23 protein-coding genes and 1 other RNA gene are annotated in these 21,383 nt (G+C 62.1%); 8 read left to right on the forward strand and 16 right to left on the reverse strand.

Annotated features, from left to right (window positions below; translation table 11 throughout):
• Positions 1-216: 216 nt before the first annotated feature.
• On the forward strand, positions 217-759 hold the full coding sequence (gene ruvC, locus HWY05_RS14950; RefSeq protein ID WP_176058815.1) for a crossover junction endodeoxyribonuclease RuvC: 543 nt from the start codon (positions 217-219) through the stop codon (positions 757-759).
• A gap of 40 nt (positions 760-799) precedes the next feature.
• Here ruvC and HWY05_RS14955 read toward each other — a convergent pair whose 3' ends face one another.
• The gene (locus HWY05_RS14955; protein WP_035548527.1) at positions 800-1,432 is read right to left on the reverse strand and encodes a LysE family translocator; all 633 of its coding nucleotides are present in this window, start codon (positions 1,430-1,432) and stop codon (positions 800-802) included.
• 233 nt (positions 1,433-1,665) lie between these two features.
• Between HWY05_RS14955 and ruvA the strand changes: the two genes are divergently transcribed.
• Positions 1,666-2,247 (forward strand): Holliday junction branch migration protein RuvA, encoded by a 582-nt coding sequence (gene ruvA / locus HWY05_RS14960; protein ID WP_035548529.1) that lies wholly within the window; start codon positions 1,666-1,668, stop codon positions 2,245-2,247.
• Between the two features lie 121 nt (positions 2,248-2,368).
• Complete coding sequence (gene ruvB / locus HWY05_RS14965; protein ID WP_035548532.1) at positions 2,369-3,433, forward strand: Holliday junction branch migration DNA helicase RuvB; 1,065 nt, start codon at positions 2,369-2,371, stop codon at positions 3,431-3,433.
• A gap of 45 nt (positions 3,434-3,478) precedes the next feature.
• Here the strand turns inward: ruvB and HWY05_RS14970 are convergent, their stop codons facing one another.
• The 3 genes from HWY05_RS14970 to tyrS form a co-directional block, all read right to left on the reverse strand.
• Entirely contained in the window at positions 3,479-4,150 is a 672-nt protein-coding gene (locus HWY05_RS14970) for a histidine phosphatase family protein (protein ID WP_035548534.1), read from the reverse strand.
• A 121-nt stretch (positions 4,151-4,271) separates the two neighbouring features.
• Positions 4,272-4,730 carry a D-aminoacyl-tRNA deacylase gene (gene dtd, locus HWY05_RS14975; RefSeq protein WP_074765712.1) on the reverse strand — a complete coding sequence of 153 codons (459 nt, stop codon included), beginning with the start codon at positions 4,728-4,730 and terminating at the stop codon, positions 4,272-4,274.
• 79 nt (positions 4,731-4,809) lie between these two features.
• The gene (gene tyrS / locus HWY05_RS14980; protein ID WP_176058816.1) at positions 4,810-6,060 is read right to left on the reverse strand and encodes a tyrosine--tRNA ligase; all 1,251 of its coding nucleotides are present in this window, start codon (positions 6,058-6,060) and stop codon (positions 4,810-4,812) included.
• A 217-nt stretch (positions 6,061-6,277) separates the two neighbouring features.
• Here tyrS and HWY05_RS14985 point away from each other — a divergent pair, with 217 nt between their 5' ends.
• Positions 6,278-7,408 (forward strand): anhydro-N-acetylmuramic acid kinase, encoded by a 1,131-nt coding sequence (locus tag HWY05_RS14985; protein ID WP_176058817.1) that lies wholly within the window; start codon positions 6,278-6,280, stop codon positions 7,406-7,408.
• Between the two features lie 120 nt (positions 7,409-7,528).
• On the opposite strand, the gene erpA is transcribed toward HWY05_RS14985, so the two are convergent.
• The 3 genes from erpA to rplM form a co-directional block, all read right to left on the reverse strand.
• Entirely contained in the window at positions 7,529-7,894 is a 366-nt protein-coding gene (gene erpA / locus HWY05_RS14990; RefSeq protein WP_035548542.1) for an iron-sulfur cluster insertion protein ErpA, read from the reverse strand.
• A gap of 312 nt (positions 7,895-8,206) precedes the next feature.
• Positions 8,207-8,599 (reverse strand): 30S ribosomal protein S9, encoded by a 393-nt coding sequence (rpsI, locus tag HWY05_RS14995; protein ID WP_035548545.1) that lies wholly within the window; start codon positions 8,597-8,599, stop codon positions 8,207-8,209.
• An 11-nt stretch (positions 8,600-8,610) separates the two neighbouring features.
• Positions 8,611-9,039 carry a 50S ribosomal protein L13 gene (gene rplM / locus HWY05_RS15000; protein WP_035548548.1) on the reverse strand — a complete coding sequence of 143 codons (429 nt, stop codon included), beginning with the start codon at positions 9,037-9,039 and terminating at the stop codon, positions 8,611-8,613.
• Between the two features lie 703 nt (positions 9,040-9,742).
• On the opposite strand from rplM, the gene HWY05_RS15005 reads away from it, so the two are divergent.
• The gene (locus HWY05_RS15005) at positions 9,743-10,165 is read left to right on the forward strand and encodes an OsmC family protein (protein WP_035549512.1); all 423 of its coding nucleotides are present in this window, start codon (positions 9,743-9,745) and stop codon (positions 10,163-10,165) included.
• A gap of 143 nt (positions 10,166-10,308) precedes the next feature.
• Here HWY05_RS15005 and rnpB read toward each other — a convergent pair.
• The 3 genes from rnpB to pyrC form a co-directional block, all read right to left on the reverse strand.
• An RNA gene (gene rnpB, locus HWY05_RS15010) (RNase P RNA component class A) lies at positions 10,309-10,722 on the reverse strand.
• A gap of 145 nt (positions 10,723-10,867) precedes the next feature.
• The gene (locus tag HWY05_RS15015) at positions 10,868-11,695 is read right to left on the reverse strand and encodes a DUF3025 domain-containing protein (protein WP_176058871.1); all 828 of its coding nucleotides are present in this window, start codon (positions 11,693-11,695) and stop codon (positions 10,868-10,870) included.
• Positions 11,696-11,715: 20 nt separating this feature from the next.
• Entirely contained in the window at positions 11,716-12,777 is a 1,062-nt protein-coding gene (gene pyrC, locus HWY05_RS15020; RefSeq protein WP_035548553.1) for a dihydroorotase, read from the reverse strand.
• Between pyrC and HWY05_RS15025 the strand changes: the two genes are divergently transcribed.
• Both HWY05_RS15025 and HWY05_RS15030 read left to right on the forward strand, forming a co-directional pair.
• A complete protein-coding gene (locus HWY05_RS15025) occupies positions 12,755-12,910 on the forward strand; it encodes a hypothetical protein (RefSeq protein ID WP_176058818.1) in 156 nt (51 codons plus the stop codon). The two genes, pyrC and HWY05_RS15025, sit on opposite strands and share 23 nt — an antisense overlap.
• A gap of 32 nt (positions 12,911-12,942) precedes the next feature.
• Entirely contained in the window at positions 12,943-13,878 is a 936-nt protein-coding gene (locus tag HWY05_RS15030) for a class II glutamine amidotransferase (RefSeq protein ID WP_176058819.1), read from the forward strand.
• Between the two features lie 117 nt (positions 13,879-13,995).
• On the opposite strand, the gene HWY05_RS15035 is transcribed toward HWY05_RS15030, so the two are convergent.
• From HWY05_RS15035 to HWY05_RS15060, 6 genes are all read right to left on the reverse strand, one after another.
• Entirely contained in the window at positions 13,996-14,721 is a 726-nt protein-coding gene (locus HWY05_RS15035; RefSeq protein ID WP_035548557.1) for an amino acid ABC transporter ATP-binding protein, read from the reverse strand.
• Positions 14,718-15,395 carry a glutamate/aspartate ABC transporter permease GltK gene (gene gltK, locus HWY05_RS15040; RefSeq protein WP_035548559.1) on the reverse strand — a complete coding sequence of 226 codons (678 nt, stop codon included), beginning with the start codon at positions 15,393-15,395 and terminating at the stop codon, positions 14,718-14,720. Before gltK ends, HWY05_RS15035 begins: the two co-directional genes overlap by 4 nt.
• On the reverse strand, positions 15,395-16,135 hold the full coding sequence (locus tag HWY05_RS15045; RefSeq protein WP_035548560.1) for an amino acid ABC transporter permease: 741 nt from the start codon (positions 16,133-16,135) through the stop codon (positions 15,395-15,397). Before HWY05_RS15045 ends, gltK begins: the two co-directional genes overlap by 1 nt.
• 82 nt (positions 16,136-16,217) lie before the next feature.
• On the reverse strand, positions 16,218-17,111 hold the full coding sequence (locus tag HWY05_RS15050) for a glutamate/aspartate ABC transporter substrate-binding protein (protein WP_035548563.1): 894 nt from the start codon (positions 17,109-17,111) through the stop codon (positions 16,218-16,220).
• Positions 17,112-17,404: 293 nt separating this feature from the next.
• The gene (locus tag HWY05_RS15055) at positions 17,405-18,718 is read right to left on the reverse strand and encodes a Glu/Leu/Phe/Val dehydrogenase (protein WP_035548566.1); all 1,314 of its coding nucleotides are present in this window, start codon (positions 18,716-18,718) and stop codon (positions 17,405-17,407) included.
• Between the two features lie 146 nt (positions 18,719-18,864).
• On the reverse strand, positions 18,865-19,821 hold the full coding sequence (locus tag HWY05_RS15060; RefSeq protein ID WP_035548569.1) for a LysR family transcriptional regulator: 957 nt from the start codon (positions 19,819-19,821) through the stop codon (positions 18,865-18,867).
• A 145-nt stretch (positions 19,822-19,966) separates the two neighbouring features.
• Here HWY05_RS15060 and purB point away from each other — a divergent pair, with 145 nt between their 5' ends.
• A complete protein-coding gene (purB, locus tag HWY05_RS15065; protein ID WP_176058820.1) occupies positions 19,967-21,355 on the forward strand; it encodes an adenylosuccinate lyase in 1,389 nt (462 codons plus the stop codon).
• The last annotated feature ends 28 nt before the right edge of the window (positions 21,356-21,383 follow it).

Genomic DNA, 21,383 nt, shown 5'->3' on the forward strand with positions numbered 1-21,383 from the left:
TCGCCCTGGATGACTAGCTCAAGTTCAGTGAAACGGCCCGGCGGGATTTCCCGCCGGGCCGTTTTCTTTTGTCTCCGCGAATGCGATCGTGTCCTCGCCGCTGAACTGCACACGTTGCCGCTTTTATTCCGCCGATCTCGACGCCTGCCGGCCGTCACGCGGTGTGCGTGTTGTAGTATCGCAAGCACCTGGTTTTTACGGCATTTGCGGCACCTCATGAGAATTCTCGGCATCGACCCCGGCTTGCGCGTGACCGGCTTCGGCGTGATCGATCAAAGCGGCCACACGCTCAGTTACGTTGCGAGCGGCGTCATCAAAACCGCCGACGCCGATCTGCCCTCGCGTCTGGGCACCATTTTCGAAGGCATCTCGACGCTGATTCGCCAGCACTCGCCGGATCAGTCGGCGATCGAAAAGGTGTTCGTCAACGTCAACCCGCAGTCCACGCTGCTGCTCGGTCAGGCACGCGGCGCGGCGATCTGCGGACTGGTCGCGGGCGGCGTGCCGGTGGCCGAATACACCGCGCTGCAATTGAAGCAGGCCGTGGTGGGCTACGGCCGCGCGACCAAAGAGCAGATGCAGCAGATGGTGGTGCGGCTGCTGAACCTGTCGGGCGTGCCCGGCACCGACGCCGCCGACGCGCTCGGCATGGCGATCTGTCATGCGCACAGCGGTGCGACGCTGAGTACGCTGGGCGGTATTGCACCGGCGCTCGCGAAGAAGGGCTTGCGCGTGAGACGCGGGCGGCTGGTGGGCTAGGCGCGCAGACAGTTGCTGGCCGGTTTCGCGCCAGGTCCGCTCAATTCCGGCTGGCCAACGCTAATCGGCAAGCCAAGCCAGCAAACACCGTCCCCAACACATACTGCGGCACGCGCGACGGCCGGCGCCCCGCCGAGAGCTTACGGCTCAGCTTGCTCGCCGTCAGAATCACCGCGCCGTTCACCATCAGCCCGATCAGGTTCAGCACGGTGGCAAGCAGCATGATCTGCAATGCGACCGACCCCGCTTCAGGCCGCACGAATTGCGGAAACAGCGCGAGTACGAACAGCGCCATTTTCGGATTCAGAAGATTCGTGAACAGGCCCTGACGGAAAATCCGGCCAATTGGATAACGATTCATCGTCGCATCCGGCGACAGCATCGTGCCTTGCGCGCGGAAGGTCTTCCACGCGAGGTACAACAGATACGCGGCACCCGTGAATCGCACGATGTCGTAGGCCATTGGCACCGCGAGAAAGAGTTGCGACAAACCGAACGCGGCTGCCAACGCGTGGCAGTAAGTGCCGGCTTGAATACCCACCAGCGAAGCAAAGCCGGCCGCGCGACCCTGGCTCACGCTGCGTGAAGCGATCAGCAACATGTCGGGGCCGGGCGTGGCGGTGAGCGCGAGACACGCGCCAGCGAACAGCGCGAGGGTGGTGAGACTCAGCATGGAAGCTCCTTCTGGTTGAATCGGGCGAGAACCCGCCAAAAGGGATCTCAGTCTATTGGGGCAGATCGCGCGGGTCAACCGCCGTTGCGGCTGACCTTGCCGCTGCGGTTACGGCTATCCATGCGGTTGCACTCGAGGCCGCCCTTTCGGTTACGACCGCCATTACCCGCCAGCATCGCGCGCGCCCCACCCGCTACGCTACACTCGCCCTTTCTCTCGAAATCGAATCCGCCATGATCGGTCGCATTGCCGGCGTTCTGCTGGAAAAAAACCCGCCGCATCTGCTCGTCGACTGCAACGGCGTCGGCTATGAAGTCGACGTGCCGATGAGCACGTTCTACAACCTGCCCTCGACCGGCGAACGCGTCGTGCTGCTCACGCAGATGATCGTGCGCGAAGACGCGCATCTGCTGTACGGCTTCGGCACCACCGACGAACGCGCCACGTTCCGCGAACTGCTGAAGATTTCCGGCATCGGCGCACGCATGGCGCTCGCGGTGCTGTCCGGCATGAGCGTGCACGAACTGGCGCAAACCGTAACGATGCAGGACGCGGCTCGCCTCACACGCGTGCCGGGCATCGGCAAGAAAACGGCCGAGCGCCTGCTGCTCGAACTGAAGGGCAAGCTCGGCGCCGACCTGGGCGCGATGGCGGGCGCGGCGTCGGCCTCCGACCACGCCTCCGATATCCTGAACGCACTGCTCGCCTTGGGTTACTCCGAAAAAGAAGCGTTGGCGGCCGTCAAGAACGTGCCGGCCGGCACCGGCGTTTCCGAGGGCATCAAGCTCGCGCTGAAAGCGTTGTCCAAGGGCTGACGCTGCGCTCCGGACCTAGGCCTTGCATGCGACCGGTACAGCTTCGCACAGGCCATGGGCTTAGCGCACCCTGGCCGTTCGGCCGGGTTTCGCCACGAGGCCAGCGCGGTACAATGACCAGATGATCGAAACCGACAAACTTGCCGCCGAGCGCATCATCGCGCCCACGCCCGTCTCGTCGAACGAAGAAGCGTTCGAGCGGGCGTTGCGTCCGCGCCAGCTCGACGAATATGTCGGGCAGGAAAAAGTGCGCGGCCAGCTGGAAATCTTCATCGAGGCCGCCAAGCGCCGCTCCGAATCGCTCGACCACGTGCTGATCTTCGGGCCGCCGGGCCTCGGCAAGACCACGCTCGCGCACATCATCGCGCGGGAAATGGGCGTCAATCTGCGGCAAACGTCCGGTCCGGTGCTCGAACGCGCCGGCGATCTGGCCGCGCTGCTCACCAATCTCGAAGCCAACGACGTCCTGTTCATCGACGAAATCCACCGGCTCTCGCCGGTTGTCGAAGAAATTCTGTACCCGGCGTTGGAGGATTATCAGATCGACATCATGATCGGCGAAGGGCCAGCCGCGCGTAGCGTGAAGCTGGACCTGCAGCCGTTCACGCTGGTCGGCGCGACCACCCGTGCAGGCATGCTGACCAATCCGCTGCGCGACCGTTTCGGGATCGTCGCACGGCTCGAGTTTTATAACGCCGAGGAATTGGCGCGCATCGTCACGCGTTCGGCGTCGCTGCTGAACGCGCAGATTCATCCTGATGGCGCAATCGAAATCGCCAGGCGCGCACGCGGTACGCCGCGGATCGCGAACCGCCTGCTGCGTCGCGTGCGTGATTTCGCCGAGGTGAAAGCCGACGGCAACATCACCGCGCAAGTGGCCGACGCCGCGCTGAAAATGCTCGACGTCGACGCGGTCGGCTTCGACCTGATGGACCGTAAGCTGCTCGAAGCGATCCTGCACAAGTTCGACGGCGGCCCGGTTGGCGTCGACAATCTGGCGGCCGCTATCGGTGAAGAGCGCGACACGATCGAAGACGTGCTCGAACCGTATCTGATCCAGCAAGGTTTCCTGCAGCGCACGCCGCGCGGCCGCGTTGCGACGATGCTCACGTACCGGCATTTCGGGTTGGCCGCGCCGGATTCGTCGAGCGCGTTGCCGGGTATCTGGAATTCGGCTGCGACCTGAGCTGGGGCATCAACCCGGCGCGCAGTTCTCGCTGCACGCCGACGCTTAACGTCCCGGTTCCGGGACCTTCTTGAAGGTGTCGTCCGAACTCGGCGCGTCGAGATGCGACACGTCCGCCCACGACACGATCGTCGCGCGGCCGCTGTCGAAATCCACCACATTCACACTCGTGTTGAGCAACGCGTAATCGCGCGGCGCGTCGAGCGGCAAATCGCAGGCGAAACGGCGCACGCAATCCAGCACGCCGCCATGCGCGACACACGCAATCCGTCCACCGGGATGCGCGGCGACCAGCGGTTCGATCGCATGCAATACGCGGTGGTAAAGCGTGCGTTGCGACTCGCCGTCCGGCGGCGCGAAGCCGGCGTCGCGTGTTTGCCAGTGCGCATATTCGTCGGGGAAACGCAGCGCGATCTCGTCGCTGTCATGGCCCTGGAACGCGCCGTACGAGCGCTCGCGCAGACCTTCGCGAAGCTGCAGGGGCAGGCCGAGCGCGTCGGCGATCGGCTGCGCGGTTTGCTGCGCGCGCTGCAGGTCGCTCGAATAGATCGCGTCGAGTCGCGCGCCCTGCTTCGCCTCGTCGGCCATACGACGCGCGAGACGTTGCGCCTGGGCCAGACCGGTCGTCGCCAGTGGAATGTCAATGTGACCTTGAATGCGCTTGATGCGGTTCCAATCGGTCTCGCCGTGCCGGATGAACAGAATCTGCGTGGTCATGGGATGAAAGTGGGCGCCATTCGCCGGTTATGCCGAACCGCTATTGTCGCAAAAAGCGGCTGGAGGGAGAGGTGAACGCAAACGCGCCGCCGTGTTGCCAGGGACAAAAACTGCCGGTAAATCAGGCGTTGGTCTGCAGCCAGAACGTGACCGGGCCGTCGTTGACGAGCGACACCTGCATGTCGGCGCCGAACTCGCCGGTCTCGACGATCGGATGCTTGCCACGCGCGGCGGCAACGAAATAATCGAAGAGGCGCTTGCCCTCGTCCGGCGGTGCGGCCGGCGTAAAGCTGGGACGCAGGCCGCTGTTGGTGTCCGCAGCCAGCGTGAACTGCGACACGAGCAGCAAGCCGCCCGCGCGCCCGGCGCCGTCCAGATTCTGCACAGAGAGATTCATCTTGCCGGCCGCGTCGCTAAACACGCGGTAGCCGAGCACCTTGGCGAGCAGTCGGTCGGCGGCCGCCTCGGTGTCGCCGCGTTCGGCGCACACGAGCGCGAGCAAGCCCGCTTCGATCGCGCCGGTCACGCGGTCGGCCACGCGCACTTCCGCGCGCCGCACGCGTTGGATCAGCGCGATCATCGGCGCGACTCCGACTTTGGGTTTGACTCGCGCTGCAGCAGCGTTCGTGTCATTGCTGAGTGATTCCGATCGAGCGCGATCAGGCCGTCAGCGTGACGCGTGCAAAACGGCGCTTGCCGACCTGCACGGTGTACTCGCCCGCGTCGACCTTCAGCCCCTTATCGGACACGGTCGCGCCGTCGATCTTCACGCCGCCCTGCTCGATGTTGCGCAGCGCTTCGCTGGTCGACGGCACCAGGTTCGCCTGCTTGAGCAACTGGCCGATGGCGAGCGGCGCGCCCGCGAGCGTCACCGCCGGGATATCGTCCGGCACGCCGCCCTTCGCGCGATGGTTGAAGTCCTCGAGCGCACGCTCGGCATCCGCTTGCGAGTGGAAGCGCGCGACGATCTCCTGACCGAGCATCACCTTGAAATCGCGCGGATTGCGGCCCGCTTCGATCTCTTTCCTGAAGCCGGCGATCTCGTCTATCGGGCGGAACGACAGCAGTTCGAAGTAACGCCACATCAGCACGTCGGAAATGCTCATCAGCTTGCCGAACATATCTGTCGGCTTTTCGCTAATGCCGATGTAGTTGTTCTTCGACTTCGACATCTTTTCGACGCCGTCGAGCCCTTCGAGCAACGGCATGGTCAAAATGCACTGCTGTTCCTGGCCGTACTGCTTCTGCAACTCACGGCCCACCAGCAGGTTGAACTTCTGGTCGGTGCCGCCGAGTTCGAGGTCGGCGTTCAGCGCGACCGAGTCGTAGCCTTGCATCAGCGGGTACAGGAGCTCGTGGATCGAGATCGGCACGCCGCCCTGGAAGCGCTTGGTGAAATCTTCGCGCTCGAGAATACGCGCCACCGTGTAACGCGATGCGAGCTTGATCATGCCGTCGGCGCCGAGCGGCATCGACCATTCGCTGTTGTAGCGGATCTCGGTCTTATCGCGATCGAGCACCAGCGCGGCCTGCTCGAAATACGTCTTCGCGTTCGATTCGATCTGTTCGCGCGTGAGCGGCGGACGCGTGGCGTTGCGGCCCGACGGATCGCCGATCAGCGACGTGAAATCGCCGATCAGGAAAATCACCGTGTGGCCGAGATCCTGCAACTGGCGCATCTTGTTCAACACGACCGTATGGCCGATATGGATGTCCGGCGCGGTCGGATCGAGCCCGAGCTTGATGCGCAGCGGCTTGCCGCTCGCGGCGCTCTTCGCGAGCTTTTGCGCGAATTCGTCTTCGATCAGCAGTTCGTCGACACCGCGTTTGGTGACGGCGAGCGCGTGACGAACTTCGTCGGTGAGCGGAAGGACGGCAGCGGGGTTAGGCTTGGTGGACTCGGTGCTCATGCTGGAAACTTGAAGTCGCGAAAAAAAAGAGATTGTCCCATAGATGCGCGCCGCCGCGCCCACTGACGCCGTCGCAAGCGGCCCGGCGGTGCGCGATTTATGCACATTTTCCGCGCGGCGGGCCCGGCTGTTGGCGTCACTGCGCTTTATATTCGACCGCGCTTCGCGGGATAATCTGCTACAACCAATCGCAACGAACCTCGACAGGAGCAGCAACGTGGCGCAAGACACCGCAGACGGCGTCTACCTTGGATTGATGTCCGGCACGAGCATGGACGGTGTGGACGGCGTGGCCGTGAGATTTGCCGAAGGCAAGGCGCCCGTGGTGCTGGCCGAGGCGTTCGTCGGCTTCGCAGCGGGCCTGCGCGACGCGTTGTTCGCGCTGCAGCAGCCCGGCGACAACGAGATCGAACGTGAAGCCCTGGCCGCCAACGCGCTCGCCACCCGCTACACGGTGTGCTGCCACGAACTGCTGCGCGAAAGCCGCGTGTCCGCCACGGAAGTGCGCGCGATCGGGGTACACGGGCAGACGGTGCGGCATCGGCCGGAAAAGGGCTATACGCGGCAGATCAACAACCCGGCGCTGCTCGCGGAAATGATGCATATCGACGTGATCGCCGACTTCCGCAGCCGCGACGTCGCGGCCGGCGGCCAGGGCGCGCCGCTGGTGCCGGCGTTTCACGCCACGGTGTTCGGCGCGAAGAACGAAACCCGGGTGGTCTGCAATCTTGGCGGGATCAGCAACATCACGGTTCTCAACGCGACGGGTAGCGTGCGCGGCTTCGACTGCGGGCCGGCGAACGCGCTGCTCGACGAGTGGGCGCAGCGCCATCTCGGCAAGCCTTTCGACGAAAACGGCCATTTCGCGGCCGGCGGCCAGGTGGATCGCACGTTGCTGAATGCGCTGCTTGATGAGCCATTCTTCGCGCAGCAACCGCCCAAAAGTACCGGGCGTGACCTGTTCAACCCCGAATGGCTCGAGGCGAAGCTCCAGCCGTTCGCCTCGCTCGCCCCGGCCGATGTGCAGGCTACGCTCGTCGCACTGACCGCGGTGACGGTGGCGCGTGAAATCGAACGGCATGCATCGGATGCCAAGGCGGTCTATGTGTGTGGCGGCGGCGCGCGCAATCCTGAGATTCTGAAAGCGCTGCAGCAGGCCTTGGAGGACAGCGGCGTGAGCGGCGTCCCGGTGATGACGACCGACGCGCTCGGCGTCCCGCCGAGCCAGGTCGAGCCGCTGGCCTTCGCGTGGCTGGCCATGCGCTGCGTGGCGCGGCTGCCGGGCAACCTGCCGGCGGTCACCGGCGCGGCAGCAGAACGCGTGCTGGGCGCGATCTACCCGCGCTGAATTGCGTACGCGCAAATCGACGCGGCGGTGTAGCGCACACGTATGCTTAGGCGCAGACAATAAAAAACGGGGCCGAGGCCCCGTTTTTTATTCGTACAACTCGCGCTCAGGCCGCAGCCATCACACCGAGAACGACGAGCCGCAACCGCAGGTGGTCGAAGCGTTCGGGTTCTTGATGACGAACTGCGCGCCGTTGATGTCGTCCTTGTAGTCGATCTCAGCGCCAACCAGATACTGGTAGCTCATCGAATCGATCAGCAGCTGGACGCCGCTCTTGTTCATGACGGTGTCGTCTTCGTTGACGGCTTCGTCGAACGTAAAACCGTACTGAAAGCCCGAGCAGCCGCCGCCTTGCACGAACACGCGCAATTTCAGCTCCGCATTGCCTTCTTCTTCGATCAGTTGCTTGACCTTGTCAGCCGCTGCGTCGGTAAAAACGAAGGGGGCGGGCATTTCGGTCACGGGTGTTTCGGTGACTGCGTTCATTCGGACTCTCCAAAAAGCTTCTAGCCGCTATTGTAGGGCTGATCTCAATATCGTGCTTAACCCCACAGAATCAATGGGTTCTTCCCGAGGAATCGAGCGGGAGCGCGGCTTGGCGTCGCCACCCGGTTCGAATCGCGCAAAGCGCCGCAGCGCGGCAGCCCAACTTGCTGCGACCAGACGGCGCGACGGAGCCGCGGAGCCACCCAACGAAGAAACCACCAAACGGCGAAGCTATAAAAAAAGCCGCCTTCGCGAAAGCGTTGGCGGCTTTTGCAGCGCACCGGCCCGAGAGCCGGCTCGCACTCGAAACGATTAACGCTTCGAGAATTGCTTCCGGCGACGTGCCTTGTGGAAGCCGACCTTCTTACGTTCGACTTCACGAGCGTCACGCGTCACGAAGCCAGCCTTCGACAGTTCCGGCTTCAGCGTTGCGTCGTAGTCCATCAGCGCGCGGGTGATGCCGTGGCGAACCGCACCGGCTTGACCCGTTTCACCGCCACCGTTCACGTTAACTTTGATGTCGAACGTGACGCCGTGGTTCGTGAGTTCCAGCGGCTGACGCACGATCATCAGCGACGTTTCGCGCGAAAAGTAATCGGCGATAGGCTTGCCGTTCACAATGATGTCGCCCTTGCCTGCCTTGATGAAGACGCGTGCGACGGCGCTCTTGCGGCGGCCCGTGCCGTAATTCCAGTTACCGATCATGTGGGCTCCCCTTAGATCTCGAGCGCTTTCGGCTGTTGCGCCGAATGCGGATGCGTTGCTTCAGCGTAGACCTTCAGCTTCTTGATCATCGCGTAGCCGAGCGGACCCTTCGGCAGCATGCCCTTGACCGCTTTCTCGAGCGCACGGCCCGGGAAGCGTTCTTGCATCTTGCTGAACGTCGTTTCATAAATACCGCCCGGGTAGCCCGAGTGGCGATAGTACTTCTTGTCAGTAGCCTTGTTGCCCGTGACTCTCAACTTACCCGTGTTGATAACGATGATGAAATCACCGGTGTCGACGTGCGGAGTGAATTCAGGCTTGTGCTTGCCGCGAAGACGGAGTGCCACTTCGCTGGCGACACGCCCGAGAACCTTATCCGTCGCGTCAATCACGTACCATTCACGCGTAACCTCATGGGCTTTTGCGGAAAACGTCTTCATGATCGATCCAAAAAAAATGCTGCGCCCAATGTGTTTTTTCCTGCTTGTAGTGTGCGCATCGAGGCGCGTGCAGGCTCTCCCTAGTTCTTCCTCCGCGGGCGCGGATGCGGAAAAGCCTTGAATTATAATGGAATTTCCTTCCGCAAGTCAAAACGTGCGGGAGTTTGCCGGAAATATCCGTCGATTTGCGGGCCAGACCGGCGTGATTTGATGCGCTTTGGCGTCTATCCGAGCAAAACGGCGCGAGGATGGGGCAGGCATCCGAGCGCAAAACACGGGCGAAAAAAAACCCGAACGAGCGGTTCGGGTTTAATCCACCAAAGGAGGAGGTGGAGGAGACAGCGGAGGTTGAGCAACTGCTGCAACCGATGGAAACGATTATATGAGGCACCCTTGTGCGACGCAAGAACATTTGCATTGTGAAACGCGATTTCACAGTGTGACAATTGAGCCACAACAATAAAAATCTCAAAATTCCCTTATAAATCAATAGATTAACCGCTCACACCCCTCGTTTCGAACAGACGTCGCCTAGAGTAAAACCCCTAAAACGATCAGGGCATTCCCGAATCGGCTGAACATGCGGCAGCGCAACACGCAAGCCGTCATTACGCATAAGTCCCGGCCAAAGTCGCCTCGGGCGAATCCGCAAACCCCGGGCTACAATGCCGTCTCGATATTGCGCAGCGCGGTGGAGCACGGCATGGAATGCAAAGTAAGCTGGATGGGGCAAGACGGCATGGCGTTCGCGGCCGAAACGGGCAGCGGCCATCTGGTGGCCATGGACGGCGCGCCCGAGGGCGGCGGCCGCAATCTGGCGCCGCGTCCGATGGAAATGGTGCTGCTCGGCACGGGCGGCTGCACGGCGTACGACGTCGTGATGATCCTGAAGAAAAGCCGCCAGGAAATCGCCGGCTGCTCAGTGACGCTGAAGGCCGAGCGCGCCAGCGAAGATCCAAAGGTTTTCACCAGGATTCATTTTCACTTCACGGTGACCGGCAAGAACCTGAACCCGGCCACTGTGGAACGCGCAATCAATCTGTCGCACGATAAATACTGCTCGGCGTCGATCATGATCGCGAAGACCGCTGAACTGACGCACTCGTTCGACATCGTCGCGGGCTGAGCGCGAACTCGGCGCAGCGGCGTAAAAGTGCAGCACGAGCAAACCCGCACCGTGCGCTGACCGCCGGATCGGCGAGCGGGTAAAACCCGCGCCGCAAAAGAAAATGCCGACGTCCTGACGGACGCCGGCATTTTTTGTTTGGGTGGCAAAGCAAGCCGATAAGCCGGATTCTGTGCACGCGCTACGTCCGAAAACGCCGCGCGCGTAGCAGTCATTCCTCTAGGCGCGCCATTACTGACGCGCTCAAGCTTCCTACCCGCAGACGTGACGGGGGCACCGCCCTGCATCTCGAAGATGCTAGCCTGCCTACTTGGAATTGCTCCGGGTGGAGGTTACCGTGCCGGTCTGCCTTGCAGCAGCCGCGGTGCGCTCTTACCGCACCGTTTCACCCTTACCTGATCCCGGCTTGCGCCGGGCCATCGGCGGTTTGCTTTCTGTTGCCCTGTTCCGCGTGTCACCACGGATGGCCGTTAGCCATCACCCTGCCCTGTGGAGTCCGGACTTTCCTCGCCCTCTTTGGCCGAAGCCGCAGAGGCCGCGACTGCCTAGCCTACTTTGCTGGGCGGGATTTTAACACCTGTGGGGCTGATGCTCCGCATCGGCGGTTGAAATAGCCGGGTGGACAAGGCCACACGGGCGCGCTTTCGCGGCGTCGCCGGACATTTTCGACGTCCGTTACCACGCCACACCACGCATTTGGATTTAACGAATTCGTCGTCCGGAACGAAATACTGAAGCGTCGTCGTAGAACGCGGGCGCTTCGTTTTCAGGCCACCAGCCCGGAATGCCCAGCACAGGGAGCGGCGCGAACATACGGCTCGTCAACGCTTCGGTGTTCAGCAGCGCCGTGCCGACTGATGCGTCCAGCCAGGCGTTTCGCTCTATGACGTCCCAATCGAAATACTCGGGCGGCACGTCGACGATCCACGCGTGCCCCGTGCAGGCCTTGAACGGCGCGATCAGTTTTTCCAGCAACGCATGACCGAAGCAGCGCACTTCGCAGCTAGCGCCCCACGCGTCACGCCGGGCGACCAGCAGCGTCTGCCAGTCGAAACCTCGCAGCGCGTTGCTCAACACCGGATCGGCACATGCAAACAGCAACGCGTTTTCATCGAACAAAGTCAGCGTATCGCGCACGCCGCCGCGGGTTGGACCGACGCCCAACACGTCGATGGCCGCCGACTGCCGCGCGTTCAGCGCCGCCTTGATCCGCGGAAACGCAAACCACATCGACGCGTTGAAGAAGTCGTGCAGATTGTGGCGCGTCGGCACGCAGCCCGTCGCCGAGATATGCGCCTCGTATGACGCGCCGGGCGGCAGATCGTCTTGCGCGATGAACGCGAGGCGCTCGCCGCGCCCCGTGGTTTGCCCCATCACGGCGGCGTCGGCGTTCATTTCAGCAAGCAATGCCGCGTAGCTCGTTAGCGCGGCCTGCTGCCAACGCTCGCCGCGCCCGGCAAACTGCGCGAACCACGGCATCGACCAGTCGATCCCGGCGAAGCCCGCGCGCTGAACCTCGCTCACCTGCATGGAACTCAACGCCGGCAAGCTCAGACCAGGCGCCAACCAATCGACTCGCCGCCACGCAGCGGCACCACCGGCGTATCGCCGACCGGCAACTCCGCCGGCAGCGTCCACTCCTCGCGACGCAGCGTGACCTGCTCAGTGCTGCGCGGCAGGCCGTAGAAGTCCGCACCGAAGAAGCTCGCAAAGCCTTCGAGCTTATCTAGCGCGCCGGCGTTGTCGAACGCTTCCGTATAAAGCTCGAGCGCGTGCAGCGCCGTATAGCAACCCGCGCAGCCGCACGCGTGTTCCTTCAAGCCCTTCGGATGCGGCGCGCTATCGGTGCCGAGGAAGAAACGCGAATTGCCCGACGTCGCCGCCTCGACCAGCGCCACGCGATGCGTTTCGCGCTTCAGCACCGGCAAGCAGTAGTAATGCGGACGAATGCCGCCCAGGAAGATCGCGTTGCGGTTGTACAGCAGATGGTGCGCGGTGATCGTCGCGCCCAGCAGCCCCGGCGCCACGCCGGCTTCGCGGATATAGTCGACCGCGTCTTTCGTGGTGATGTGCTCGAACACCACCTTCAGCGCCGGAAACGCGGCGCGCAGCGGCGTCATCACACGGTCGATGAACACCTTCTCGCGGTCGAACAGATCGATCGACGCATCCGTCACTTCGCCATGCACCAGCAGCGGCATGCCGACTTCCTGCATGACTTCAAGCGTCTTGGCGCACTTCATGACGTCGGTGACGCCCGCGTCCGAGTTGGTCGTCGCGCCCGCCGGATACAGCTTCACGCCATGCACGAAACCGCTTTCGCGCGCGCGGCGGATTTCGTCGGGCGGAGTGTTGTCGGTGAGATACAACGTCATCAGCGGTTCGAACTTCGCGCCTTCCGGAATCGCGGCGACGATCCGCTCGCGGTACGCCGCAGCCATGGCCGTGGTGGTCACCGGCGGCTTCAGATTCGGCATGATGATCGCGCGGCCGAACTGGCGCGCGGTGTCCGGCAGAACGGCGGCCATCATGGCGCCGTCGCGAACATGCAGGTGCCAGTCGTCCGGGCGGGCGAGCGTGATGGAGTCGATGGAAGCGTTGGATGCGGTCATGGCGAGTGGGGACGAGGCTCAGCGAAAAAAGCCAATTGATGCGGTCAAACCGTCATTTGCGGCACAAACCCACGTCAATTTTGCTATTTGGCGCTTCTGGCTCGGTGATATGCTTGGAAAATCATCATTGTAACGGCTCGCCCCGTTCACAGGCTTACCCGCAACATGTGCCAACTTCTCGGAATGAACTGCGCCGCGCCGACGGACGTCACGTTCTCGTTCACCGGCTTTGCGGCCCGCGGCGGCGTCACCGATCACCATGCCGACGGCTGGGGCATCGCCTTCTTCGAAGATAAAGCGTGCCGTTTGTTCATCGACCACCAATCGTCGGCCACCTCGCCGATCGCCGAGATGGTCAAGCGCTATCCGATCAAATCGAAGAACACCATCGCGCACATTCGCAAGGCGACGCAAGGGCATATCCTGCTCGAAAACTGCCACCCGTTCATGCGCGAATTGTGGGGGCGTCACTGGATCTTCGCGCATAACGGCGATCTGAAAGACTATTCGCCGGTGTTGTCGGGCGTGTATCAACCGGTCGGGACGACCGACAGCGAACTCGCCTTCTGCGCCCTGCTCGAAGGTTTGCGTAAGGCCTTTCCCGGCGCGCAACAGCCACCGCTCGACGAACTGTTCGCCGCGCTCGAAACCCTCACGCGCGAAATCACGCAGTTCGGCGTGTTCAATTTCCTGATGTCGAACGGTCAGGCGCTGTTCTCGCATTGCTCGACGCATCTGCACTACATCGTGCGGCGCTGGCCGTTTTCCACCGCTCATCTGGTCGACGCGGACGTGTCGATCGACTTCGCTAAATACACAACGCCGGAAGACCGCGTCGCGGTAATCGCGACCAAGCCGCTGACCGACAACGAAGTCTGGACCGCGTTCAAACCGGGCGATCTGATGATGTTCCAGCACGGCGAAGTGATCGGCCGCGTCAACGTGCCGGTGCCGGCTTCGGTGCTTGAGAAGTTGCGGAACCCGGCGCTGGATGCATCGGCATCGGCCACGACGATTGCCGCGACCGACGATGCGAACGAGCCGGCCCTGGCCGAACTCGATCTCGAAGCCGCGGACGATACGGCCGCGTTCGAGTCCTGATCGCTAAGCACCGAATAGACGTAGAAACAGAAAAGCCGCTCCCAGGAGCGGCTTTTCTGTTTCTGATTCCAGCCAACGAAGCCGCGCGCGATCCAACCCGCGCGGCCCGTCTGCAACTCAGTGCAGAATCTTCGCCAGAAAATCCTTCGCACGATCCGACTTCGGATTCGCGAAGAAGTCTTCCTTGCGGTCGTCTTCGACGATCAAACCCTGGTCCATGAAAATCACGCGGTGCGCGACCTTCTTCGCGAAGCCCATTTCGTGCGTGACGCACATCATGGTCATGCCTTCCTGCGCGAGTTCGACCATCACGTCGAGCACTTCGTTGATCATTTCCGGATCGAGCGCCGAGGTCGGCTCGTCGAACAGCATGGCGATCGGATCCATCGACAACGCGCGCGCAATGGCCACCCGCTGCTGCTGACCGCCCGACAACTGCCCCGGAAACTTATCCGCATGCGCGCGCAAGCCCACGCGATCGAGCAGCTTCAGGCCCTTCGCGTTCGCTTCGTCTTTCGAACGGCCAAGCACCTTCACCTGCGCGAGCGTCAGGTTCTGCACGATCGATAGATGCGGAAACAGCTCGAAATGCTGGAACACCATGCCGACCTTCGAACGCAGTTTCGACAGATTGGTTTTCTTATCCGTCAGCGATTGGCCGTTGATGATGATCTCGCCCTTCTGGAACGGCTCGAGGCCGTTGACGGTCTTGATCAGCGTGGACTTGCCCGAACCCGACGGTCCGCACACCACCACCACTTCACCTTTTTTGACTTCCGTCGTGCAGTCGGTTAGCACCTGGAATTGACCGTACCACTTCGAAACATTCTTGATTGAGATCATCTTGCGACCTTTTTCTGAAGACCTTTGACGAGGCTCGACGCGATCACACAGACCACGAAGTAACATGCGCCCGCGAACAGTACCATTTCGATATTCGTACCGTCACGGTCGCCAATATTGGTGGCGGTGCGGAAGAAGTCGGCGAGGCTGATCACGTAGACGAGCGACGTATCCTGAAACAGCACGATACCTTGCGTGAGCAGCAGCGGCACCATGGCGCGGAAAGCCTGCGGCAGCACCACGAGACGCATGGCCTGCCAATAGTTCATGCCGAGCGCGAACGACGCGTTGACCTGCCCGCGCGGCACCGCCTGAATGCCGGCGCGGATGATCTCCGAGTAATAGGCCGCCTCGAACAGCGAGAACGCGACCATGGCCGACGCAAGGCGAATGTCGATATCCGGCGACAACCCGAGCACGTTCTGCAGCACTTGCGGCACGATCAGGAAGAACCACAGCAGCACCATCACCAGCGGAATGGAACGGAAGATCGTCACATAAGCCTTCGCGAACCACACGAAAGGCTTGAACGACGACAACCGCAACATCGCGAGAATAGTGCCCCAGATGATACCGAACACGATCGCGATCAACGTGATCTGGAAAGTGACAATCGCGCCGGTCCACAGCGTAGGCAGTGCGCCCGGAATACCGCTCCAGTCGAAATGGTGCATTACTTGCCTCCGATATAGCCAGGCAACCGGGTTCTGGCTTCGACCCAGCGCATCAGTTGCATCACGACCAGATTGATCAGCACATAGGCCAGCGTGACCGCGATAAACGACTCATACGTTTGCGACGTGTAATCGACCAGCTGACGCGCCTGCGCGGACAGATCCAGCAGACCGATCGTCGAAGCAACCGCCGAGTTCTTGAAGATGTTCAGAAACTCCGACGTGAGCGGCGGCACGATGATGCGGTACGCGACCGGCAGCAGCACGTAGCGATAGGTCTGCCATTGCGTGAAGCCCATGGCCAGACCCGCGGCGCGCTGCCCCTTCGGCAACGCGTTGATGCCCGAGCGCACCTGCTCGCAAACACGCGCGGCGGTGAACAGCCCGAGACACAGAATCGACGACGAGAAGAACTGCGCGCCCGGCGGCAGTTGCTTGAACCAGTTGCCGATGGATACGGGCAGCAACTCCGGTATCACCAGATACCAGATGAAGAACTGCACGATCAGTGGGATATTGCGGAAAACCGCGACGTAAACCGTGCCGGCGCCCGACGCCCATTTGTTCGGCACCGTACGCAGCACGCCAAAAAACGATCCGACGATCAGCGCGATCACCCATGCCGACAGCGACACGGTAATCGTCACCCAGAAGCCGGACAGCAGCCAGCCCAGGTAGGTGGTCGGCTCGCCGGTGGAGACCGGACTCAGCAGAATGCCCCAGTTCCAGTGATATGACATGACCAAGACTCCAGCAAAAAGAAACGGAAGAAGCGCGTGGCCCCTTCCGTTCCGTTCAGCGTTTCAAAAAAACAGCTAAGGTTTAATCGATTGCCTTGTCATTCGGGCTCTTGAAGAGCGCCTTCATGTCATCGCTTTCCGGGAAGTTCAGGTTCAGGCCCTTCGGCGGAATCGGCGATTCGAACCACTTCTTGTAGATCGCATCGGCTTCGCCCGAGGTTTCGACCTTCGCGATCGCGTCGTCCACGACCTTCTTGAATTCAGGATCGTTCTTGCGAATCATGCAGCCGTACGCTTCGTGCGATTGCGGCGTGCCGACGATCACGAAGTCGGTCGGGGTGTTCGACTTGGCGCGTTCGCCCGCAAGCAATGCGTCGTCCATCATGAAGGCAGCGGCACGGCCGGTGGAGAGCGTCAGGAACGACTCGCCATGGTCTTTCGCGCTGATGATGTTCATGCCCATGCTCTTGTCCTGATTCATCTTGCGAAGCAGGCGCTCGGAGGTGGTGCCGGCGGTCGTCACGACCGTCTTGCCCTTCAGGTCGGCCCAGTCCTTGATGCCGGAGTCTTTCTTGGTCATCAGACGCGTGCCGATCACGAAGATCGTGTTCGAGAACGCGGCCTGTTGTTGACGTTCAGCATTGTTGGTGGTCGAGCCGCATTCCATGTCGACGGTGCCGTTCTGCACCAGCGGAATACGGTTTTGCGACGTGACCGGCGTGAGCTTCACCTTCAGGTTCGGCATGTTCAGCTTCTGCTTGACGGCTTCCACCACCTTCAGCGCGAATTCCTGCGAGTAGCCGATGACGTTCTGCTTGTCGTCGTAATACGAGAACGGGATCGACGATTCGCGGTGACCCAGCGAAATGACGCCCGTGTCCTTGATCTTTTTCAGCGTACCCGCGTCTTGCGCATGCGCGCCAACGGTAAACAGTCCGAGAGTCGCGAGCAGCAGCGCAGCTTTTTTAACCTTCATGTGGTGATCTCCTTGGCAAGAACCGGCGCCAGTTTAGCAAAGTAATTATTTTGAAAGTATGGCGATAAACCATGGTGTTGTGCCTACGCCGCTACGGTTTCGCGGCGTTTGCGGCAGCGGCGTTACGCCGCTGCCGGACATGCAAAGGCGGGCGGCATCGATACGATGCCGCCCGCCGGGTCAAACACGCCGTCTTGTGGACCGCGTTGAAGCTAACGATTTGACGCTGAAACTGAAGCTGAAACGTCCAGCGGACCCGCGAGTACGCAAGTCCGCCGTTTCACGCAGAACGATCAGGGATACAGGCCGCGCAGTTCGCGCGCTTCCAGAATCCGCTTACACGCGACGATAAACGCCGCGGTCCGCACCGACACCTTCTGCTCGCTCGACACTTGCCATACCGCGGCGAAGGCTTCGCGCATCACGCGTTCCAGACGCTGGTTGATCTCGTCTTCCGTCCAGAAGAAGCTCGAGAAATCCTGCACCCATTCGAAGTACGACACGGTCACGCCGCCGGCGTTGGCCACCACGTCCGGAATCACGAGAATGCCGCGATCGTGCAGGATGTCGTCCGCAGCCGTGGTGGTCGGGCCGTTGGCGCCTTCCACGACGATCTTCGTCTTGATCTTGGCCGCATTCTTCTCGTTGATCTGGTTTTCCAGCGCAGCCGGAATCAGAATGTCCGATTCGACGTTCCAGAATTCTTCGTTCGTGACGGCGTCCGCTTCCGGGAAACCGCCCACGCCGCCCGTCTTAGCGACGTGATCGAGCAAGGCAACTGCGTCGATACCGGTCGACTTGTACAGCGAGCCGGTGTGATCCTGCACCGCGACCAGCTTCGAACCCGCTTCCTGGAACAGACGCGCGGCGATCCCGCCGACGTTGCCGAAGCCCTGCACCGCAATCCGCGCGCCTTCGATATCGACGCCGATGCGGCGTGCCGCTTCGCTAGCGACCACGAACACGCCGCGGCCCGTCGCTTCACGACGGCCCAGCGAACCGCCGAGGATGATCGGCTTGCCGGTCACGACGCCCGTGGCCGTTTGGCCCTGGTTCATCGAGTACGTGTCCATCATCCACGCCATGATCTGCTCGTTCGTGTTCACGTCCGGCGCGGGAATGTCGGTATTCGGTCCGATGATGATGCCGATTTCGCTGGTATAGCGGCGCGTCATGCGCTCCAGCTCACCACGCGACAGCGTACGCGGGTCGACGCGGATACCGCCCTTCGCGCCGCCGTACGGCACGTTCACCGCAGCGTTCTTCACCGACATCCATGCCGACAAGGCCATCACTTCCGACAGCGTCACGTCCTGGTGATAACGCACGCCGCCCTTGCCCGGACCGCGCGACACGTTGTGCTGCACGCGATAGCCTTCGAAATGCGCGACCGTGCCGTTATCGAGTTCGATAGGCACGTCGACGATCAGAATGCGCTTTGGGCGCTTCAGGGTTTCGAGCCAGCGGGACAGGGAGCCGAGGTACGGCGCGACGCGGTCGACCTGGCGCAGGTAGTTGCCCCACGGGCCGAGGTCGTCTTTATTCAGGTAGGAGGGAACCGACTGCAACGTTGATGCGGATTGTGCGATTTGTTGCTGGGAAGACATGAACGCTCCGGCGTTGATCGAATAGCAGCATTGTGGAAAAACGCCGATTTGAAATCCAATGCCGTTTCATTATCCCGTTATGTTTTTTGTGCATAACGCTCAAGAAGCCGCAAATTCGCGTCGCGTGGAGGCAGGACCGCGGGAGCTCAGGCGCTACGCTGCGTCAGCTCTTCGGCGACGACGTCCCACAGTTGTCGCACGAGAATCTGCCGCGCGTCGTCGCTCTTCGCCGCGAGCTTGTCGCGATACAGGCGAATCTCCATGCTCAGCGTGAGCTGCCCCTCGGGCGTGCCGCGCGTCGCGCGATCGAGGCGGATCAGTTTGCCGTCGGCGACCGCGTCTTCCACCGCGCTGTGCGGCAGGAACGCGATGCCGTGGCCGGCCAGCGCCATCGCCTTGAGTCCTTCGGCCATGTCGGTTTCATAGAGTCGGTCCAGATGCAGACGCTCCGGCGCGTTGGCGAGAATCACCTCGGTCATGCGGCCCAGGTACGCGTTCGGCGTATAGGAGAGGTACGGCGCGGGCATCTCGGGCGTGCCCGGCAGCGTGTAGCGCGGCCGGCCGACGCGGCCCGGTGCGGAGAACGGGCTGATCGGCTCGTTGCCGAGCGTCAGCATGTCGTAGCGGCCCGGGTCGAGCGCGACCGGGTGGCTCGGATGGTGATAACCCATCATCAGATCGCAGCCGCCTTCCACCAGCGCCAGCGCCGCATCGTGCACGTTCAGCGCCCGCAGCCGGGTGTGGATCGGACCCATCTGCGCTTCGATGCGCTGCAGCCAGCGCGGAAAGTACGTCAGCGACAGCGTGTGCGGCACCGCGAATTCGATGGTCGCCTGCGGCGTCGCCGTGTGACCGCGCAGCAGCGCACGGGCTTCGTGGAACTGCGACAGCATCGCGAGCGCCTGCTCGTTGAACACCTGACCGGCGGCCGTCAGCCGCGTCGGGTAAACCGAACGGTCGATCAGTTCGGTGCCGAGCCACGCTTCGAGCGCCTGAATCCGTCGCGAGAAAGCCGGCTGCGTGACGTGGCGCAATTCGGCCGAGCGGCTGAAACTACGCGTTTCCGCGAGCGAAACGAAGTCTTCGAGCCATTTCAGTTCCATGCGAGGTCTGCTGCCGGCAAGTGGGAAGAAGTCAGCATTCTAGTGGGTGCGGCTGAGGGTCGCCTTCGCACAGTGGTAAAATTCGCGGTTCCCTCCGTTCCCGATCCGCTCCCTGAGCGCTCAACGCTTCGACCCGGCCCCCATCATGTCCGACACCCGCCCCGACACCCTCTTCGCGCTGAACGCGCTCTCCCCGCTCGACGGTCGTTACGCGTCGAAAACCGAAGCCCTGCGCGAATGGCTCTCGGAAGCCGCTTTCATGCGCAATCGCGTCACGGTTGAAATCCACTGGCTGATCGCGTTGTCGCGCGCCGGTTTCGCCGAAGTGCCGCGCTTTTCCGAAGCGTCCGAACAGTTCCTGCTGCAACTGGCCGAGCGCTTCACCGCGCACGACGCCGCGCGCATCAAAGACATCGAGCGCGTGACAAATCACGACGTGAAGGCTGTTGAATACTGGCTGAAGGAATCGGTCAAGGGTCAGGAAGAACTGGAACGCGCGAGCGAGTTCATCCACTTCGCATGTACGTCTGAAGACATCAACAACACGTCGCACGGCCTGATGCTGGCCGGCGCCCGCGAACACGTGATCCTGCCGGCGCTGCGCTCGGTGCATCAGCGCCTCGTCGCGCTGGCGCACGCGCACGCTGAACAGCCCATGCTGTCGCGCACGCACGGCCAGCCGGCCAGCCCGACCACGCTCGGCAAGGAAATGGCGAACGTCGCCGCGCGTCTGGAACGTGCGATCGACCGTATCGCGAAGGTCGAACTGCTCGGCAAGATGAACGGCGCGGTCGGCAACTTCAACGCGCATCTGTCGGCGTATCCGGAGTTCGACTGGGAAGCGTTCTCGCGCGAAGTGGTCGAACAGCGCCTGAAGCTCACGTTCAATCCGTACACGATCCAGATCGAGCCGCACGACTACATGGCCGAACTGTTCGACGCGGTGTCGCGCGCGAACACGATCCTGCTGGATCTGGACCGCGACGTGTGGGGCTACATCTCGGTCGGTTACTTCAAGCAACGCACGAAGGCCGGCGAAATCGGTTCGTCGACGATGCCGCATAAGGTCAACCCGATCGATTTCGAAAACTCGGAAGGCAACCTGGGCCTGGCGAACGCTACGCTGCGCCACCTCTCCGACAAGCTGCCGGTGTCGCGCTGGCAGCGCGACCTGACCGACTCGACGGTGCTGCGCAATATCGGCGTCGCGTTCGGTTACTCGCTGCTCGCGTACGACTCGCTGATCCGCGGTCTCGACAAGCTCGAAGTGAACGCGCAACGTCTGAACGAAGACCTCGACAATTGCTGGGAAGTGCTGGCGGAGCCGGTGCAAACGGTGATGCGCGTGTACGGCATCGACAATCCGTACGAGCAGTTGAAGGAACTGACGCGCGGCAAGGGCATTACGCGTGAGGCGCTGCAAACATTCGTCAGCGGTCTGGCGATTCCGCAGGACGCGAAAGATCGTTTGCTGGCGATGACGCCGGGTTCGTATATCGGCATGGCCGTGGAACTGGCGAAGCGGATTGCTTGAGCCCCGCCGCCATTGATTGATCATAGCC

Origin of the sequence: Paraburkholderia sp. BCC1876 (assembly GCF_902833695.1) — a bacterium.
GTDB lineage: Bacteria > Pseudomonadota > Gammaproteobacteria > Burkholderiales > Burkholderiaceae > Paraburkholderia.

What these genes read in the sequence shown, in the direction of transcription:
- HWY05_RS15015 (WP_176058871.1), bottom strand. Translation starts at nt 11,695, where the DNA reads ATGCAGGTGAGCGAGGTTCAGCGCGCGGGCTTCGCCGGGATCGACTGG.
- HWY05_RS15025 (WP_176058818.1), top strand. Translation starts at nt 12,755, where the DNA reads ATGGAAGCGTTGGATGCGGTCATGGCGAGTGGGGACGAGGCTCAGCGA.
- HWY05_RS15035 (WP_035548557.1), bottom strand. Translation starts at nt 14,721, where the DNA reads ATGATCTCAATCAAGAATGTTTCGAAGTGGTACGGTCAATTCCAGGTG.
- HWY05_RS15045 (WP_035548560.1), bottom strand. Translation starts at nt 16,135, where the DNA reads ATGTCATATCACTGGAACTGGGGCATTCTGCTGAGTCCGGTCTCCACC.
- ruvA (WP_035548529.1), top strand. Translation starts at nt 1,666, where the DNA reads ATGATCGGTCGCATTGCCGGCGTTCTGCTGGAAAAAAACCCGCCGCAT.
- ruvB (WP_035548532.1), top strand. Translation starts at nt 2,369, where the DNA reads ATGATCGAAACCGACAAACTTGCCGCCGAGCGCATCATCGCGCCCACG.
- tyrS (WP_176058816.1), bottom strand. Translation starts at nt 6,060, where the DNA reads ATGAGCACCGAGTCCACCAAGCCTAACCCCGCTGCCGTCCTTCCGCTC.
- pyrC (WP_035548553.1), bottom strand. Translation starts at nt 12,777, where the DNA reads ATGACCGCATCCAACGCTTCCATCGACTCCATCACGCTCGCCCGCCCG.
- gltK (WP_035548559.1), bottom strand. Translation starts at nt 15,395, where the DNA reads ATGCACCATTTCGACTGGAGCGGTATTCCGGGCGCACTGCCTACGCTG.
- rplM (WP_035548548.1), bottom strand. Translation starts at nt 9,039, where the DNA reads ATGAAGACGTTTTCCGCAAAAGCCCATGAGGTTACGCGTGAATGGTAC.
- HWY05_RS15030 (WP_176058819.1), top strand. Translation starts at nt 12,943, where the DNA reads ATGTGCCAACTTCTCGGAATGAACTGCGCCGCGCCGACGGACGTCACG.
- HWY05_RS15050 (WP_035548563.1), bottom strand. Translation starts at nt 17,111, where the DNA reads ATGAAGGTTAAAAAAGCTGCGCTGCTGCTCGCGACTCTCGGACTGTTT.
- erpA (WP_035548542.1), bottom strand. Translation starts at nt 7,894, where the DNA reads ATGAACGCAGTCACCGAAACACCCGTGACCGAAATGCCCGCCCCCTTC.
- rpsI (WP_035548545.1), bottom strand. Translation starts at nt 8,599, where the DNA reads ATGATCGGTAACTGGAATTACGGCACGGGCCGCCGCAAGAGCGCCGTC.
- purB (WP_176058820.1), top strand. Translation starts at nt 19,967, where the DNA reads ATGTCCGACACCCGCCCCGACACCCTCTTCGCGCTGAACGCGCTCTCC.
- dtd (WP_074765712.1), bottom strand. Translation starts at nt 4,730, where the DNA reads ATGATCGCGCTGATCCAACGCGTGCGGCGCGCGGAAGTGCGCGTGGCC.
- HWY05_RS14970 (WP_035548534.1), bottom strand. Translation starts at nt 4,150, where the DNA reads ATGACCACGCAGATTCTGTTCATCCGGCACGGCGAGACCGATTGGAAC.
- ruvC (WP_176058815.1), top strand. Translation starts at nt 217, where the DNA reads ATGAGAATTCTCGGCATCGACCCCGGCTTGCGCGTGACCGGCTTCGGC.
- HWY05_RS15005 (WP_035549512.1), top strand. Translation starts at nt 9,743, where the DNA reads ATGGAATGCAAAGTAAGCTGGATGGGGCAAGACGGCATGGCGTTCGCG.
- HWY05_RS14955 (WP_035548527.1), bottom strand. Translation starts at nt 1,432, where the DNA reads ATGCTGAGTCTCACCACCCTCGCGCTGTTCGCTGGCGCGTGTCTCGCG.
- HWY05_RS15060 (WP_035548569.1), bottom strand. Translation starts at nt 19,821, where the DNA reads ATGGAACTGAAATGGCTCGAAGACTTCGTTTCGCTCGCGGAAACGCGT.
- HWY05_RS15055 (WP_035548566.1), bottom strand. Translation starts at nt 18,718, where the DNA reads ATGTCTTCCCAGCAACAAATCGCACAATCCGCATCAACGTTGCAGTCG.